The sequence below is a fragment of the Actinokineospora alba genome, from assembly GCF_004362515.1.
Lineage (GTDB): Bacteria > Actinomycetota > Actinomycetes > Mycobacteriales > Pseudonocardiaceae > Actinokineospora > Actinokineospora alba.
Genome location: NZ_SNXU01000001.1, coordinates 5,261,275 through 5,279,330, shown reverse-complemented (window position 1 = coordinate 5,279,330; position 18,056 = coordinate 5,261,275). Strand labels below are relative to the sequence as shown.

6 protein-coding genes and 3 tRNA genes are annotated in these 18,056 nt (G+C 72.8%); 1 reads left to right on the top strand and 8 read right to left on the bottom strand.

Annotation, left to right across the window (positions count from 1 at the left end; translation table 11 throughout):
* Positions 1-65 precede the first annotated feature (65 nt).
* Positions 66-2,840 (bottom strand): LuxR C-terminal-related transcriptional regulator, encoded by a 2,775-nt coding sequence (locus C8E96_RS24260; protein ID WP_091368445.1) that lies wholly within the window; start codon positions 2,838-2,840, stop codon positions 66-68.
* A 77-nt stretch (positions 2,841-2,917) separates the two neighbouring features.
* Here C8E96_RS24260 and C8E96_RS34425 point away from each other — a divergent pair, with 77 nt between their 5' ends.
* Positions 2,918-3,049 (top strand): hypothetical protein, encoded by a 132-nt coding sequence (locus tag C8E96_RS34425; RefSeq protein ID WP_267463819.1) that lies wholly within the window; start codon positions 2,918-2,920, stop codon positions 3,047-3,049.
* A gap of 24 nt (positions 3,050-3,073) precedes the next feature.
* On the opposite strand, the gene C8E96_RS24255 is transcribed toward C8E96_RS34425, so the two are convergent.
* The 7 genes from C8E96_RS24255 to C8E96_RS24230 form a co-directional block, all read right to left on the bottom strand.
* Entirely contained in the window at positions 3,074-3,283 is a 210-nt protein-coding gene (locus C8E96_RS24255) for a hypothetical protein (protein ID WP_091574800.1), read from the bottom strand.
* A 187-nt stretch (positions 3,284-3,470) separates the two neighbouring features.
* Entirely contained in the window at positions 3,471-4,226 is a 756-nt protein-coding gene (locus C8E96_RS24250; protein ID WP_228769586.1) for a CPBP family intramembrane glutamic endopeptidase, read from the bottom strand.
* Positions 4,227-4,578: 352 nt separating this feature from the next.
* On the bottom strand, positions 4,579-11,004 hold the full coding sequence (locus tag C8E96_RS24245) for a S8 family serine peptidase (protein WP_091368439.1): 6,426 nt from the start codon (positions 11,002-11,004) through the stop codon (positions 4,579-4,581).
* Complete coding sequence (locus C8E96_RS24240) at positions 11,001-17,537, bottom strand: Kelch repeat-containing protein (RefSeq protein ID WP_166658093.1); 6,537 nt, start codon at positions 17,535-17,537, stop codon at positions 11,001-11,003. The genes C8E96_RS24245 and C8E96_RS24240 overlap by 4 nt, the downstream gene beginning before the upstream one ends.
* Positions 17,538-17,723: 186 nt before the next feature.
* Positions 17,724-17,794 (bottom strand) — tRNA-Cys (locus C8E96_RS33505).
* Positions 17,795-17,905: 111 nt separating this feature from the next.
* Positions 17,906-17,977: transfer RNA gene (locus C8E96_RS24235), tRNA-Asn, on the bottom strand.
* A 5-nt stretch (positions 17,978-17,982) separates the two neighbouring features.
* A tRNA-Arg gene (locus tag C8E96_RS24230) sits at positions 17,983-18,054 on the bottom strand.
* Positions 18,055-18,056: the final 2 nt, after the last annotated feature.

Genomic DNA, 18,056 nt, shown 5'->3' with positions numbered 1-18,056 from the left:
TCAACAGTGCCCGCCCTCGGCCCCGGAAACATCTGCCACATGGCAGAGAGTTGAACGCCGGCCCCCTAGGTTCGGCGGGCCAACTCGGCGGCGAGTTCGGCGCGGTTGCGTAGGCCGAGCTTGGCGTAGATGTGGGCGAGGTGGCTCTTCACCGTTCCCCGCGTGATGAACATCCGCTCGGCGATCTGCGGGTTGGTGAGCCCGTCGGCGGCGTGGCGGGCGACGTCCAGCTCCGTCGGGGTCAGGCTCTCCCAGCCGTCGGCGGGCCGTTTCCGGGCGCCGCGGGCCCGGCTGACGAAGGCGACGGCCTCGTCCGCGCTCAGCCGGGCGCCTTCGGTGGTGGCGGCCGCGTGGGGTTCGTCGCCGAGTTCGGTTCGCAGCCGATCGGACAGCGCCGCCGTCTGCTCGCGGCGGGGCAGCCAGTCGACAACGCCGAGCGCGGTCCGCGCACTCGCCGCCGCGGCGAGGATTCGGGTGGCGTCGAGTGGGCGGCCGAGGCCCGCGGCGTCCTCGGCGAGCGCCTCCAGCGCGGAGGGCAGCAGCACGGCGTAGCCGTCGGCCACGACCACCGACAGCGCCTCGTGGTGGGTCCGCTGCGCCTGGGCCCACTCGCCGCGAGCGCCCGCCACCCGCCCCAGGGTGAGCTGGGTGGCGGCCATGCTGAGGCGGTCACCGTTGTACACGGCCAGTTCCAGTGCCCGCCCGCCGACTTCGTCGGCCCGCTCGCCGCGCAGCCGGTACACCTCGGCCAACCCGGCGCAGGCGAAGCCCAGCGCGTAGCTGTACCCGCCCGCACCCTCCCTGATCAGGTCCTCAAGGCACGCCGCGGCCTCGTCGAGCCGACCTTGGGCGGCGTGGGCCCAGCCGGTGCAGGCGACCGCGGCGGGGAGGATGAACCCCGCGCCGAGCGACAGTGCCCGCTGCCGGGCCGCCGTCAGCCGTTCCAGCGCGCGCTCCGGGTGTCCCCCGCCGACATCGGCCTGGGAGATCGCGCAGGTCGCGCTGATCTCCGACATGATGTCGCCGATGGACCGCGCGCAGCGGATCGCCGCGAGGGCCTCGCGGCGGCACAGGTCGAACTCGGCGCGGACGTGGTGCGCCCACGCCGTCGCGCCGTGGCACCAGGCGATGAGGTCCAGTTGCCCCACCGCCTGGGCCTGCCGCATCGCCCGCCGCGACCACGGTTCCGCCTGCCGCAGGTCGTTCTGGTGCAGGTAGCTGTAGGCGATGCTCATGGCGCACACCGCCGCGCCGTAGGTGTCCCCGTGCGCGGTGGCCAGTTCCAGTGAGCGCTCCAGCTGCTCGCGGCAGTCCGCCGGGGCGGGGAAGAACACCAGCATCCCGAGCAGCCATCGGGTCCGGCCCACGGTCTCCAGGTCGCTGAGTTGTTCGGCTTCGGTCAGGACCTGCTGGGCGACCGGGAGCGCGTCGGCGAACTCACCGGTCAGGGCGAGCAGGAACGCGCGGCCCCACAGCGCCCGCACCCTGGGCACCGACGGCTGGTCGCTCGCGGCCAGTGCGGTGCGCAGGCACGCCAAACCCTGACCGAACCTTCCCCGCCCCTGCCACCACCCGGTCAAGGCCACGCACAGCCACAGCGCCGTCTCCGATTCGCCCGCCGCGGCCCGGTCGATCGCCTGGACGAAGTTGGCCGCCTCGGGGTCGAGCAGGCCGAGCACTTCCAGCTGACGCGGGCTGTTCACCTTCGGCGCCAGGTCCTCGGCGAGCGCCAGGTACGCGTCGCGGTGCCGGTCGAGCACGCGGTCGGTCTCCCCCGCGGCGGCCAACCGCTCGAGCGCGTACTGCCGGATGGTCTCCAGCAGCCGGTACCGCACGACGGGGCCGTGGTCCTCGGCCTGCACCAGGGACTTGTCGACCAGCGCGGCGAGCAGTTCGAAGACCGCACCTGCCTGGATCCGGTCTCCTGCGCAGACCCGGGTGGCGGCGTCGAGGGTGAACCCGCCGCGGAAGACGCCGAGCCTGCGCAGCAGTGTCCGCTCGGCGTCGCTGAGCAGGTCATGGCTCCAGTCGACCGAGGCGCGCAGGGTGCGGTGCTGGGTCAGGGAGGTCCGCGTCCCGTCGGTGAGCACCCGGAACCGCTCGCCGAGCGCGTCGGCCAGCTGATCGACCGACAGCATCCGCAGCCGGGTCGCCGCCAACTCGATCGCCAGCGGGATGCCGTCGAGTTCACGGCAGATCCGCGCGACGGCGTCGGCGTTGGCGTCGTCCAGTTGGAATCCCGGTCGGACCTGGCGGGCGCGCTCGACGAACAGCCGCACCGCGTCGGACTCGGCGGGCGCCGCCGTGGGCAGCGACAGCGAGGGCACCCGCCAATCGGTCTCCCCGTCGGTGCGCAGGGGTTCCCGGCTGGTCGCCAGCACCGTGACCCCGGGACAGTCGCCGACCAGGGTCTCGGCGACCCGGGCCGCCTCGTCCAGCACATGCTCGCAGTTGTCCATGATCAGCAGCACCCGGCGGGAGGCCAGGTGCGCGGCCACCGAGTCGAGCGCCCGCCGCCCCGGCGCCGGGCGAACCCCGATCACGTGGGCGAGGGCCTGCTCCAGCTCGTCACGGCCGGACAGGGTGGCCAGGCCGACCCACCACACCCCGTCGGGAAACCTGGGCAGCAGCGCGCGGCCGACGCGGTGGGCGACCCGGCTCTTGCCGCACCCGCCCGCCCCGGTGAGGGTCAGCATCCGGGTGCCCGCGATCGCGTCGGTGAGCTCAGCCAGCTCCCGCTCCCGGCCGACGAAGCTGCTCAGCTCGGCCGCGAGGTTGTGCGGGGCCTCGCGCAGCGCGACGAGTTCCGGGACCCACCCGCTCGCCGCGACGTCAGCCATACCCACCCCCTGGTGACGCCGAATCCTACCTACGGACCAGCACGCGACAACGCCAAGACCGGCGCACACTGGGTGACATGAGCGAGCTGAGCACAGTCCCGCAGGAGCCGGGAGAAGACGAGCCGGGAGCCCACCACGACCACGTCCGCACGGACGGCGAGATCAGCGTCGACGACGCACTCGGGGGCGCCGACGACCCCCAGGGCTGACGGCCACCTGCCTTCCGGGCGTTCTCACGCGGGTTCGACCTTGCTCACCGCGAAGGGAATGCCCTGCTGGCAGTAGCTCACCAGGTCCTTGGCGAGCCTGCCCTCGACGATCACCTCGACGCCCATCGGCACGGTCACGCCCTCACCGGCGAGCAGCAGGTACTGCCCGCTGTCGGTAGCCAACACCCGGCACCCCGCTTCCACCCCCTCCTGCACGACGCCCCGCAGTGTCATCAAGGGCTCCGAGGGCTCCGAGGGCTCCGGGGTCGCCGTGGTTGTCGAGGTCGTGGCTGAGCTGGCTGACGGGGCTGAGATGGGTGGCTCGTTTCGCGGGGTTGCGCCGCAGGCCACGACCAGCGTCACCGACGCGGCCACCACGGGCCACCAGGGTTTCGACCTCATCCTCATACCTCCACGCGAGTCATCCACCGGGGTTCACCGGCAGGGCGCCGGTCGTGATCAGGAGCAGGGCGAGCGCGGGCAGGAAGTTGTTCGTCTGGTGCGCGATGACGCTGGTGAGCAGGTTGCCGGTGAACATCCGGGCCAGGCCCACCGGGATGGAGATGACCAGCAGCAGCGGTGTGCGCAGCAATTCCATGTGGGCGATGGAGAACACCGCGCTGGTGACCGCGAAGATCACCCACCGGTTCCACCGCCAGTGCTCCAACGCGCGCCAGAGCACGCCGCGGAAAAGTATCTCCTCGCCGAGCGGGGCGAGCAGCCAGACGACCAGGAACACCGCCACCGCGGTCGCCGGGGCCAGCGTCCGGCCGTCGAAAGCCTCACCTACCGCGGAGTTCGCCTCGTCCGCGCCGACCCATGCCGACCACGCCGCCGCCGCGGGAATGGTGACGACCAGCCCACCGGCCCCGATCGCGACTCCCAGCCCGACGTCGCGCGGACTCCACCGAAAGGCCAGTTCGCGTGGGACACGCCCCGGTCGCGGCCCACTGCCGAGGAGCGCGGTGCCTACTACCGCCGCCACCGCGGCCAACGCCGTGGGCACGACCAGCAGGGCCACCAGGGCGGGCAGCGGCAGCGGCCCGTCGCCGACCGAGAACGGCACCAACACCAACACCGCCGACACCACCCACACCACTTGCGCGGCGGCGAACACGGCGAGCATCAGCAGACCGGAGCGCCGGTCCCGGGCAGGCGGCGCTTCGACGGTGGTCAAGGAGAGTTCCTTCCGCACTCCTCCACTCTCCTACCCCGCGACGTTCCTCGCCGGTCAGCGTCCCGGCCAGATCGAACCCGCCGCCGAGTTGGCCGCCCCACCTACCCCCCAACCACCCGCGGGGAGCAGGTCATAGTGGGCCGGGCACGGGGGGAACTGTCGGGCCGGGCCCCGGGATCGGCGGCACGGGGTCGGGCTCCGGTGGCAGTGGGCTTGGCTCGGGGTCGGGTGCGATCGGGTCGGGTAGCGGTGGTGTGGGCTCTCGCAGCTCAGACATGGGGGCCTCCGTTCCACCCCACGGGTGCCCGACAAACGCGATCCGGAAACCGCCCCGATTCCCCGGCGGTCCGGGTCAGGCGAAGTCGAAGGCGGTGACGTCGGTCGCGTCGAGCCCGAAGGCGGTGCCGTCGAGCAGTGGTGTCGGGTCGAAGGTTCCCCGGGTGTCCGGGCCGAGTCGGGTGGGGACGAAGCCGACGACGTCGTCGTCGGCCGCGGACAGGCCGGGCACGGCGAGCGGGCCGAGAGTGCTCAGGGCGATCAGCCCGTCGGCGCGCACAGCGGCGGCGTCGATGCCTTCGTCGGTGGTGGTGAGGCCGATGTCGCGGCCGTCGAGGTGCAGGGCGAAGGTGCCCGCGGTGGTGGCGCCCAGGGTGGTGGGGGTGAACACGGTGAGGTCGTGGTCGCCGCTGGTCACGCCCGTGACGTTGGCGATTCCCTCGGTGGAGAGCACCACCCGCCCGTCCGGGAGGACGTCGACCGCGTCGAGGTCCTCGCCGTCGGTGCTCAGGCCGACGTCGCTGCCGTCGAGCCACAGCTCGAACGTGCCCGCCGTCGTGGCGCCGAGGCTGGTCGGGACGAACCGCACCAGGTCGGAGTCGTCGACCTTGCCCGCGATGCCTTGCACGGAGCCGGGTTTGGCGAACGACAGCACCAGGGAGCCGTCGGGCAGCTTGGCGAACGCGTCCACTGTGAGCGGGCCCAGTCCGACGTCGCTGCCGTCGAAGTACGGGACGACCTTGCCTGCCGCGGTGATGCCGAGGACGTCCTCGTCGGCGTACCCGACACCGCGCGCGACGCCGGATCCCGCCAGGGACAACAGGTGCACGGGTGCCGCCGCGCGCACGGTGACCCGGATCGGCAGCCGCAGTTCCGGCGCTCCCGAGTCGGTGGTGCTGATCAGCAGGGTCGCGCCGTGCTCGCCGGGCAGCAGGCCGGTCGCGTTCACCGTCACCCGGACCGGCACCGTGGCGTCGGGGGCGACGGTCCCGGTGGCGGGCGCGACCGACAGCCACGGGACGTCGGCGCGCATGGTGGCGCAGCGCTCGGTGCCGACGTCGTGCAGGTACGCCTCGCCCCCGGTGGTGCGGAACTGGTCGACGCCGCTGACGCTCCAGATCTCCCCGCCGAGGAACCCGAGGGTGCAGAATCCGGCGCTGTTGCCGGACATGCGCAGCGGCAGCCGGTCGTCCGGCGTCCACCCACCCGCGGGCCAGGCGGTGGTGTCGAGGCGGAACATGGTGTCGCTGCCGTCGCTGAACCCGCCGCCGGGCTGGTCGCCGCCGATGGCGTAGATCGCCTTGTCGGTGGCGGCGAGCGCGAAGTCCGCTGGGGCGGCGGCGAGCGCGGGCCCGGTCGTCCACGCGCCGGTCGCCAGGTCGAGCCGCTGGGCGGCGGTGACGTTCGTGGCCGGGGACGCGTCGTCCCAACCGCCGACCACATAGAGGAACCGGCCCGCCTGCCGCGCGCCCGCCGCGACCGCGGGGACCGGCATGGGCGCGCCGACGCCGGTCCAGGTGTCGGTGGTGAGGTCGTAGACGTCGACCTGGCCGGTCGTGCCGCCCGCGGCGAGGTCGGCGTCGCCGCCGACGAGGTGGATCTTGCCGTTCCACACCGCGCTCGCCGCGCCGCGGACCGGGCGGGGCAGCGGCGCGGCGGGCGACCACACGTCGGCGGCGATGTCGTAGACGTAGTGCGCGGTGGTGCCGCTGCCGCCGAGCAGGTGGATCTGCCCGAGTTCGCACACCGCGGTCGGGCTTTCCAGGGCCTGCGGGATCGCGGCGAGTTCGGTCCAGGTGTTGGTGGCGACGTTGTAGCGCCACGCGGTGTCCCGTGCGGCCTTGCGGATGTCGACGCCGCCGAAGACGTAGAACCGGCCGACGTCGCCGTCGCATTGCGCGTGCCCGTAGTGCAGTCCGCCGCCGGGCAGGCTCGCGCCGCCGAACCAGCCGGAGCCCGTGATGGTGTTCGGGCCGGGGCCGCTGACCGGCTCGAACACGAACGGCGTCTCGGCGATGGTGAAGCCGTAGGCCCCGCCGCCGGCGTTGCGCAGCGCCACGTCGGCGGTGGCGGTCGCGTCCTGGTCGACCTCGATGGCCACCTGGCCGGGGGCGACCGACGCGCAGCCTTGGTCGAGCCGCAGCGCGAAGTCCTCGACGGTCACACCACCGGCGCTGATCGGCACCCCCGCGCGCACCTGGCGGACGTGCCCGTTCGCCGACACCGTCACGGTGACCGGGCCGTTGGCCTGGTCCATCCAGACGGCGTAGGAACCGTTCGCCTCCAGGGAGAAGTCCGTCACCACCCCGTCTATGTCCACTGTGGACTCTCGTAGGGCGGTCACACCGGTGTCGCAGCGACCAAGGCCGGTCACGGTGCCGGTGAGCTTGCCCCACGACGCGGGCGGGGTGACGGTCAGCGCGACCGGAACCGGGCTCACCGTGTACGGGGTGTCGTCGCTGACCACGATCGCCGCGGTGTGCGTGCCGGGCTGGTCGACCTGGGCCGCGTCCAGCGTGACGGTGACCTCCACACTCGCGCCCGCGGGCACGGTCATGGTGCTCGGCGCCATCGACAACCACGGCACCGCGCCGGACTCGCAGTGCCCGTACCCACGGAGCACCTCACTGGCCGCCGTGGGCGCCCCGGCGGGGATGCCACCGATCCGGTAGAGCCCGCAGGCCCCCGCACCTCGGTAGGTGGTGTTGTTCGACGGCGGCAACGGGTCCCAGGCGTCGGCGAACGGGTCGTAGACGAATCCCTCGTTGGTGAGGTCGTTCCCGGTGACGCCGCCGGAGATGGCCAGCTGCCCGTTCGCCGCCGCGTACGCCGAGCCCCACAGCGGGATCGGCAGCGACGCGATCGGCGTCCACTGGTCGGACTCCGGATCGTAGGCGTAGGCCGAGGTGGTGCCGTCGAAGTCGATCCCGCCCGCGCAGTACACCCGGTTCCGCCGGTCGTCACCCGCGCACGAGGTCCACGCGATTTCCAGCGGGTAGGGGCTCAGCGACTCCCACGCCCCCGCCACGGGGTCGAACCGGGCGGTCTCCGTCTGGCTGTGGCAGGAGTCGCCGCTGCAGCCGCCGACGAGGTAGAGCTTCCCATCGAGCACCGCCGACCCCGCGCCCGCCGACCCGTACGGCGCGTCCGGTCCCGCCGTCCAGCGGTCCGTCGCCGGGTCGTAGACCTCCATGGTCCGCTTGGCCCCGCGGCCGACACCGAAGTCGTCGAACCCGCCGACGACGTGCAGCTTCCCGCCGAGGAACGCGGCCGCGGGCTTGTCCCGGATCTCGTCGGTGTCCGCGCCCCGGCGCCACGTGTTCGCCACCGGGTCGTGGATGTAGAGGTGGTCGAGGCCGCCGATGCCGGGGCTGAAGCCGCCGACGGAGTAGACCTCGCCGTCGAAGGTGGCCGCGGCGTTGTCGGCGACCCGGACCGGGTGGTCGGCGATGTCCTCCCACGGCGCGTCCTCGGGTGCCGCCGCGGCGGCGGGCGCGGCAGTGTCGACGAGCCTGCCGGGCGTCACCGCCGCGGGCACGCGCCGGGGTGCCGCCCCGGTGGCGGCGATCCGCACGCCACCGGCGCGCGGGGTCAGTTCGACGCGGGCGTCGGCGGTGCCGTCGTTGGCGACGGTGAGGGTGGTCTCGACCCGCTCCCCCATCGCGACCGTGCGCTCCACGGGCGGCCCGACGCTCAGGTGCCCGGCGCGCAGCGGGAAGTCCAGCCGCACAACGTCATCGGGTGCGACCTCGGCGGCGAGCGTGGTCGCGCCGTAGAGCTTCTTCGTCGCGGTGAACGACTGGGTGCCAGAGCCGGGCGCGAACAGCGCGTAGAAGCCGTCGGGCACGGCGTCGTCGCCCGGGGTGGGCACCGTGGTCGCCCGCAGCTCCGTCGGCCCGGTGATCACGGCGTCGTTCACCGGCGCGCCGGTGCGGCCGTCGGTGGCGTTGCCGACGACCATGCCGCCGGGGATCGGCACGCACCCGGACTGGCCGACCAGGACGTTGTCGACCTGCCACCACCAGGCGAAATCGGCTTCGTAGTAGTGGAAGCGCACCTTGACCGCGGCCTGGCCCGCGGCCGCCGGGATCGGGATGACGTCCTGCCTCGGCCCGCGCAGCGACCCGTCGCCGGACTGCCCCAGGGTGCGCCACACAGTCGTCCAGGTGACGCCGTCGTCGGTGCTCAGGTCCACGTCGAAGATCTCGTCGGCGAACGCGCGCAGGTCCTGGTCGAACTGGATGAACGGAGTGCCCACGGCGGTGAGGTCGACGGTGGGGGTGATCAGTTCGGTGTCCTGCTGCCCGCCGCCGAGGTCGCTGTCGACGATGGCGAAACCGCCGTCGCCGCCGGTCCGGTTCTGCCGGAACGCGAAGTCCTCGAACTCCCACTCCTGCCCACTGCCGAGGTTGTCGACCACCTGCCAGCCGGCGGGCGCGGTCGTCGAGTCGAACGACTCGTAGAGGCCTTGGACGCCGAAGGAGTATCCCGGGGTCGCGCAGGACGCCACCGCGCTCAGCGCGAAGTCCTGCACGGCCTCGTCGGCGGGCAGGGCCAGCGGCCGGGACGCGGTGAGGTAGCCGTCGATCAGCGAGGTGACGGTGATCCCGTAGTCCACGCCGTGGGCGAGTTCGACGGCGTAGGCGCCGGTGACCGGGTCGGTGAACACCGGCCCGCCCGGGTAGCCCGTGATGTCGAGCCGCGCGTAGAGCGGCCAACCGTGCCCCGACCCGTCCCGAACGGTTCCGTGCAGGGTCGAGCGCGGCACCGCCGCCAAAACGAAGTCGGCGCGCCCGGTCTCACCAGGCCCGATGGTGATCACCCTCGACGCCGCCGCGTACCCATAGGCGCCGGCGGTCACGTCGTAGGTGCCCGCCGACAGGGTCAGCACGTAGCCGCCCGCGGTGTCGGTCCGGGTTCGGCGGGGTACGACGCCACCGCTGACGAGCACCTCGGCACCCACGATCGGGGCGCCGACCGCGTCGGTGACGGTGCCGGTGAGGGTCGCGACCTCGCCCCGAGGCGAGGCGTCGACCGCCGCGAGGACGTCGATCCGGCCTTCGCCGAAAGTGTTGTTGTTCCCCAAAGTTCCGCCGCAGCCCGCCGAGTCGGCGGTGTCGCGGGCACTGCTGTCGAGCAGCGCCTTCGTGGCCTCCACGTCGCCGACGAGAGCGGGCGCGGCCGAGAGCATCAGCGCCACCGCGCCCGACAGGTGCGGAGTGGCCATGGACGTGCCGCTGAACGTGTCGTACCCGTCGCCGGGCACGGTGCTGCGCACGTCCACACCGGGAGCGGACGCGTCCGGCTTCACGCTTCCGTCCACAGCGGACGGTCCGAGGCTGGAGAACTCCGCGATCTCGTTGGCGATGTCGTAGGCGCCGACGCCGTAGCTCTCCGGGTAGCTGCCCGGGTCGCCGACGGTGCCGCACACCCCGTATCCACTGTTGCCGTTGGCGAAAGCGGGGAAGATCCCCGCGGCGACCCACGCCCGGACGATCTCCTGGTACCAGGTGTTCCCACTGCCGCCGCCCCAGGAGTTGTTCACCACGTGCGGCCTGCGCGACGGGTCGGGGTTCGTCCCGTCGGCCGCGGTCGGCGCGAGCATCCACTGCCCGGAGGACACCAGGGCGAACTCGCTGCAGGACGCCTCCTCACAGCCCTTCGCCGCGATCCACCGCGCGTTCGGCGCGACGCCGACATGATTGGCGACGCCGTCGTCGCCGACCATCGTGCCCATGGTGTGGGTGCCGTGCCCGTTGTTGTCGCACGGGGACGAGCCGACGCCGCCGCACACCTCGGACGGGTCATGCCAGTTGTGGTCGTGGCTGAACGTGCCGTCGCCGTTGGTACCGCGGTACTGCCCGACCAGCGCGGGGTGGTCGAACTGGACCCCGCTGTCGATGTTGGCGACCACGATCCCCTCACCGCGCGTGCCGAAGGTCTCCCACGCCTGGTCGGCGTTGATGTTGGCGATACCCCACTCGACCGGGCCGGTCAGCTGTGCGGTCCCCGGCGCCGGATCGGGCACCTCGTGCACGGCGTGCGCCCGGATCTCCCGCACCTCGGGCCGCCGCTTCATCGCCTCGACGGTCTGCGCCGTGCCGCCGCGCACGAGGACGGCGTTGACCGCCCAGAACTCCCGGTGCCGCACGTTCTCGCTCTTGAGCTGCCCGATCGCGCTCGCCTGGTTCGACTTCGCCGTCGCCCGGAGCTGCTCGACGACGTAGCGGCCGCGCTCGGCCCAGTCGCTGATGCCCGACGCCGCCGACAGGTCCGCCTGGCCGCGGAAGTGCACCCAGAAGTCCGCGGCGCCGCCGCCCCGGATCCGATCGGAGACCGAACGGTCCACTTTGGCCTGTTCACCTTTGCTTGGGGTGACGGCGTTCTCGGACTTGCCCGCCGCCCCCGCCGAGTCGGTGCGCGACTGCGGTTGCGACGCGGCCATCGGGACCACCCCGAGCAGGGCGGCGGTCAGCAGGGCCAGCGGGCGGGCCAGTCTCATGGGACCTCGACTCCCGTGACGTCGTCGGGTTCGAGCCCCAGGGCGGCGCCGTCGAACAGGGCGGCGAACCTCCCGGTGGTGTCGCGGCCCAGCAGGGTCGGGGTGAACGCCACCAGGTCGTCGTCGGACGCGGTCACCCCCGGTGCGGCGAGCGCGCCGATGGTGCTGAGCACCAGGACGCCGTCAGTGCGGAACGCGGCCGCGTCGACGTCCTCGTCAGCGGTGCTGAGCCCGACATCGCTGCCGTCGAACAACACCGCGTAGGAACCGGCGGTCGTCGGCCCGAGCGTGGTCGGGGTGAACGCGGTGAGGTCCTCGTCGGCCGCGGTCATACCGGTGACCTTCAGATCGCCGACCGTCGACAGCGCGATGCGACCGTCAGCGAGGACGTCCACGGCGTCGATGTCCTCGTCGTCGGTGGTCATCGCCACGTCGCTGCCGTCGAACCACAGCCCGAACGTGCCCTCGGTGTCCTTGCCCAGCGCGGTCGGGACGAACCGGACCAGGTCCGAATCGTCCACCGCGCCGACACCCGGGACCGTTCCCGGTTCGGTGAACGACAGCGCCAACGCGCCATCGGGCAACCGGGCGAAGGCATCCACGGCGAGACCCGCGAGACCCACGTCGCTGCCATCGAAGTAAGGAGTGACCACCCCATCCGGGTTGACACCGACGATGTCCTCATCGGCCGCCCCGATCGCCCCGCCGGATTCCACGGACAGGTACAGCGAAGGTGGCGCCAGGGCCTGGACCGCGACCCGGATCGGCACCCGCAGTTCAGGCGCCCCAGGGTCGGTCGTGCGCACCAGCAGAGTCGCCTGGTGCTCGCCGACGGCCAGGTTCGCGGCGTCCACGGTGACCCGCAGCGTGGCCGAGTCGTCGGCGGGCACGGCCGCCGCCGCCGGGGACACCGACAACCACGGGACGTCCGCGCGGATCGTCGGGCAGCGTTCCGGCGAGATGCCGTGCACCAGGGTCCGTTCGGAGACGGAGCCGGTGTCGAACCCGCCCGCGGTCACGATCTCGGCACCGGTGATCGCCTGGCTGCAGAAGCCCGCGTGGGCGAGCTTGTTCTCCGGCAGCGGGTCGAAGGACGTCCACGACCCACCGGGCCAGTCGGCGAGGGCCAGCCGTTCGACGTTGTCGGTCGCGCCGCGGCCGAGCTGGAACCCACCGAGCAGATAGAGCGCGGTGTCGGTCGCGGCGAGCCCGGTGGCGAACCTGCCCGCGGGCAGCGCCGGACCCGTGGTCCACTCCCCCGTCACCAAGTCCAGGCGCTGGGTGGTGGTCGGTGCGGGCGAGCCCACCTCGGCGGTGCCGCCCGCGAGGTAGAGGTACTTGCCTGCGCGCGCGTACGCCATGCCCTCGGCGGCGACGGGCATCGGCGTGGGTGACGTCGTCCACGTGTCGGTCGCGATGTCGTAGACGTCGACCTCGTCGGTCGTGCCGTGGACCTGGTCATCGGCGCCACCGACCAGGTAGACGCGCCCGTTCCACGCGGCCGCGGCCGCTTCGGCCACCACACGCGGCGCGGGCGCCGCGGTCGTCCACGTGTCGCGGGCGATGTCGTAGACGAAGTGCACATCGCGGTAGACGAAGTTGTGGGTCCCGCCGATGAGGTGGATCTGCCCCGCCTCACAGACCGCCGCCGCGTTGGTCAGCCCGAATCGCTCCCGCGACTCCGGCCACAGGTCCTGCGGCAGCGGAGCCAACTCGGCCCAACTGTTCGCCGCGGCGTCGTACCGCCAGGTGGCGTCCGCACTCACACCGCCCGCGTTGATCCCGCTGAACAGGTAGAGGCGGTCCGGGTCGCCGTCGCACTGGGCGTGCGCGTAGGAGCTGATACCGCCGGGCACCCGCGCGCCGTCGAACCACGACGGGATCGGCGCCACCGGCTCCGGCGGGGTCCCGGGCAGGCCGGCCGAATCGGACGCGCGCACCTGGATCGGGCGCGACACAGTGGGATCGAGCAGGAACGGTGTCTCGGCGACCGCGGCGTCGTAGCCACCGGCGCCGCGGTTGCGCAGGACAAGGTCGGCCGCGACCGTACGGCCTTCGCCGACGGTCAGGTCCAGCCGCGCGGGCTCCGCGACCGCGCACCCCTGGTCGGGCCGCAGCGCGAGGTCCGCCTTGGTCGTCTTCCCCGCGGTCACGGCGACTCCCGGCGCGGCGGCGGCGACGAATCCGTCGCGGGTGGCGGTGACGGACACCGGGCCATTGGCGCTGTCCATCCACACGGCGAACGTCCCGTCCGCACCGGTGGTCAGCCGGAAGTCCCGCTGAGCGCCGTCGACGTCGACCGTCGCCCCGACCGCGGGCGCGCCCGCCGTGTCGCAGTGGCCGAGACCGGTGACCGTGCCCTGGACCTTGCCCCACGACGCGGGCGGGGTCACGCTCACCGACACCGGGACCGCCGGCACCTGGTGCGGGGTGTCCTCGGTGACGGTGACGACGCCCGTGAGCGTTCCCGGCTGCTCACTGCCGGTCAGCGTCACGTCGACGGTCACGCTCCCACCGGCCGGGACCGTTCCCGTGGTGGTGCTCAGTTCCATCCAGGGCACGTCCGACGAGCCGCACTGGTCGTAGCCGGGCAGCCGCTCGGCCAACCGCGTCTTCGGGGACGGGAACACGTCGACGATGCCACCGATCTTGTAGAAACCGCACGCACCGGAAGTCCGGTAGACGGCGTTGCCCATGGCGGGCAGCGCGGTCCACGTGTCGGTGACCGGGTCGTAGGCGGTGACCTCGTTGGTGATCTCGTAGAACCAGCCGCCGCCGAACGGTTCAGCGCCCGCCACCCCGCCCGCCACGATCAGCTGACCGTTTGCGACCGCGTGCGCCCCGCCCCACCGGGGCACGGTCATCGGCGCGACCGGCGTCCAGGTGTCCGTCGTCGGGTCGTAGGAGTACGTGCCGGTCGTCGGCACCGGGGTGTCACCGCTGCCGCCCGCGCAGTGCAGCCTGCCGTCGATCGTGCCGCAGGACAGGAAGGAGACGGCCTCCGGATAGTCGCCGAGGGTCTGCCAGGAGTTGGCGGCGGGGTCGTAGCGGAACACCTCCGATCGCGACGAGCACGTGGCGTCGACACAGCCTGCGATGAGGTACAGCTTGCCGTCGAGCGCGGCGAGCCCGGGGGCGGTCCGCCCTTCCGGGGCGTCGGCGCCGAGCGTCCAGGTGTCGGTGGTGGGGTCGTAGATCTCCAGTCGCCGCACGGACTTCCCCACATCGTCCCAGCCACCCGCGACGTAGAGCTTGTCGCCGATGAACGCCGCGGCAGGCGCCTCACGGCCGATGGTGAAGTCGGCCTTCGCGTTCCAGCGGTTGTCCGCCGGGTCGTAGACGTAGAGGTCGTTGGAGAAGATGCTGTCGCCATCGGCGCCGTGGATGCCGCCGACGACGTACACCTTCCCGTCGTGGGTCGCCGACGCCGTGTCGTACACCCGGCCCGGGTACCCCGCGATGGCCTCCCACGGCGGCTCAGTGGCCGCCGGGTCGCTGCCGTCACCCGAGCCCGGGGCCGGGCCTGCCCAGCCGTTGTGCCCGGGCACCCGCACCCGCTGCACGGGCGTGGAACCGGCGTTGGGGGTCGTGGCCGAAGCGAACCCGCGGTCGCGCTCGCTCAGCGTGAACCGGGCGTCGACGGTGCCGTCGTTGGTCAGGGTCAGCGTCGTCCGGGACGACCCGTTCGCCTCCACGGTCGACTCGACCTTCGGCGGGCTCACCACCAGGTGACCGGACCCGAGGGCGAAGTCCGCCCGCGTGACCGCCCCCGCGACCACGTCGACGGCCCGCGTGTGCGACTCGAAACCGTTGTGGGACGCGGTAAAGGTACGTTCGCCGGTGCGGGCGGTGAACAGCGCGTAGCGGCCGTCGCGGCCCGCGGTGGTCGTCTCCGGCGGGTCGTCGACGCTGGTGACCGTCGCCGGGAGCGCCACCCCGGTGGCCGCGTCCGTGACCTTGCCGACGACCAGGCCGCCGTCGACCCGCGCACACGGCCCGCCACCGACCAGCACGTCGTCGACCTGCCACCACCAGTCGAACATCGCGTTGTAGTAGTGGAAGCGCACCCGCACATCGGTCAGACCCGCCGCGCCGGGGACGGGGATTTCCTCCACGCGCGGTCCACGCCGGTCGCCCAGGCCGAAGTCGCCGGGTTGGCTGAACACGGTCTCCCAGGTGGAGCCGCCGTCGATGCTCAGGTCGACCTCGGCGATCTCGTGGCTGTTCGCGCTGAAGTCCTGCCGGAAGCGGATCACCGGGGCGTCGACCGCACTCAGGTCGACCGGTGGGCTGACCAGCTCGGTGTCCATCGCGACGAAGCCCTCGAAGTCGCTGTCCGCGGTGGCGAACAACCCCGTGCCGCCGGTCAGATTGCCGCGCCCAAAGGGGTTGTTGAACCGCCAGGCGCGGGCGGTGGGGTCGAAGAAGTCCTCCTCGTTGATCACCACGGTCCAGCCGTCGGGCCGGGAGCCGCTGTCGAAGGCCTCGAACAACCCGTGCTGGAGCCGGTAGCCGGGCGCGGTGCAGGTGGCGTCGGCGAGCAGGGTGAAGTCCTGGGTGGAGTCGCCCGCGGGCACGGTGACCTCGCGGGTGCTCGGCTGGTAGCCGTCGGCCGCGACCGTGACGGTGTGCGTGCCGCCAGGGACGAGTTCCACCGAGTAGGCGCCGGTGACCGCGTCGGTCGACACCGGGCCACCCGGATACCCGCTGATGTCGACACTCGCGCGCAGCGGCCAGCCGTGCCCGGAGCCATCGGTCACGACACCGGACAGCCGCACCCGCGGCACCGGGTCGAGCGCCGCGTCGTGCCGGGTGACCTGCCCGGCGACAGCGGTCACGGCCGCGGTCTCCGCGGCGTAGCCGAAGGCCTCAGCGGTCAGGTCGTAGCCGCCGGGGACCAGGAACAGGTGATACGTGCCGTCGGCGGCGGTGCGCGCCTCGTCGGTCTCGCCGCCCCGGGCCAGGACCCGGGCACCCCCGATCGGCGCACCGGTGGCCGCGTCGGTGAGCTTGCCGCTCACGGTGGCGACACCGGCGCCCGCGACCCGGGTGACGGCGGCGAACGCGTCGAGCAGACCCGCGCCGAAGGAGTTGTCGGCACCGGGCGCGGACCCACAGCCCAAGAAGTCGGGCGCACCCACGTCGGCAGCGGACGCGTCGAGAGCGGCCCGCGTCGCGGGCACGTCGCCGACGAGCGTCGGCGCCGCGGACAACACCAGCGCGACCGCGCCGGACACGTGCGCCGCGGCCATCGACGTCCCGGAGGAGTAGCCGTAGCCGCCACCGACCGTCGCGCTGCGCACGTCGATACCGGGGGCGGTGACGTTGGGCTTGATGCCCCCATCGATCGGAGACGGCCCCAAACCGGACGCCCACGCCAACTCGTTGTCGACGTTGTGCGCGCCGACACCGTAGCTCTCGGGGTAACTCGCGGGCGCGCCCACGGTGGCGCACCGGTTGAACCCGTTGCCACCGTTGGCGAAGACCGCGAACTGGCCGGACGCCAGCCACGCCCGGACCGTCTCCTGGTACCAGGTGTCCGTCCCGTCCGGACTCGACCAGGCGTTGTTGATCACCTGCGGCCGCCGCGCCGGATCGGCGTTCTGTCCGGCCAGGTCGGTCGGAGCCAGCATCCACTGGCCCGCGGCGATCAGGGCGTGGTCCGGGCAGCCGTCGGCCCGGCACGCCTTCGCGGTGATCCACTTCGCGGCAGGCGCGACACCGACCTGGTTGCCCGCCCCGCCATCGCCCACCACGCTGCCCATGACGTGCGTGCCGTGGCCCTCGTCGTCGCACGGCTGCCCGCGCGGAACGCAGGTCGAGTCCGGGTCGAACCAGGCGAAGTTGTGGTCGAACGTCTCGTCGCCGCGAGCGCCGCGATAGCTGTCCACGAGGGCCGGGTGGTCGAACTGGACGCCGGTGTCGATGCTGCCGACGACGACACCCGCGCCGCGCACCCCGAACTCGGCCCACACGTCGTCGGCGTTGACGCTCGCGATGTTCCACTCGACGGCGTCGACCTGCTCGACCTTCGCGGCGGGCTCCTGCTGCGGAATCCGCACAGTCCGGGTGGCGGCGACCTTGCGGACCTCCGCCCGAGCGGTAACCGAGTCGAGCACCGCCTGGGTACCGTCCCGCACCACGATCCGGTTCGACACCCAGTACGCGGAGTGCTTCACGGCCCGGGTCCGCAGATCGGCGACGACAGCGCTCTGGCTGGTGGACGCGGTCGCCTTGAGCCGCTCGACGACGTACCGCCCACGCTCGGCCCAGTCCGCGATCCCATACGCACCGGCCAGATCGGCGGCCGCGTCGAACTCCACCCAGAAGTCGGCGGACCCATCGGCCCGCAGCTGCTCGACAACCGCCGGATCGACCTCGACACCCGCGCCCACCGGAGTCTGGGCCACCGCGGGCGAAGCACCGGGCACCGCCACGGACGCGGCGAGGAGCACGGCACCGACCAGCCGCGCGCCTCGGAGCCCGGCCCTGCTTCCGGGCTCCGGCGCGGTCCGACGTAGTGAACCGGACACCTCGAACACCCCCGATGACGGGAAGGCCCAACGTGCGGCGACGCCGCCCGCTGAGCGGGTTCCGAGGTGGGTCGCCTGGTGCGGGAGAGCCGTTACCGAATCGGCGGAATCCCACTTGGAGTGATCGGGCGGTCAGTTCTCGTGGTCGCACCGACGTCGCTCCACAGCGGAGCAGACAGTGGCTTGAGGCCCACCCGGGAGTCGAACCCGGTGTCGACGGCTTTGCAGGCCGCCCCACGACCGTCGTGACGTAGGCCGAGCGCCGGCTCAACGGCCGGACGTGTGGTCGCGCGCCCTGGTGTCGATCCAGGTGGCCCGGGGTTATGAGACCCGGGCGGCTGCCGAGCCGCGCGCGTTCGCCGAACTCGCTCCCCCACCAGGACTCGAACCTGGTCCTCCCGGTTAACAGCCGGGCGTGCTACCTGTTGCACCTCAGGGGAATGGGTGCCCCCAGCAGGAGTCGAACCTGCGTCTCCGGCTTCGGACGCCGGTGTCTTGTCCGTTGGACCACAGGGGCAT

Coding starts and splice junctions, on each gene's coding strand:
- C8E96_RS24260 (WP_091368445.1), bottom strand. CDS start 2,840: ATGGCTGACGTCGCGGCGAGCGGGTGGGTCCCGGAACTCGTCGCGCTG.
- C8E96_RS34425 (WP_267463819.1), top strand. CDS start 2,918: ATGAGCGAGCTGAGCACAGTCCCGCAGGAGCCGGGAGAAGACGAGCCG.
- C8E96_RS24255 (WP_091574800.1), bottom strand. CDS start 3,283: ATGACACTGCGGGGCGTCGTGCAGGAGGGGGTGGAAGCGGGGTGCCGG.
- C8E96_RS24245 (WP_091368439.1), bottom strand. CDS start 11,004: ATGAGACTGGCCCGCCCGCTGGCCCTGCTGACCGCCGCCCTGCTCGGG.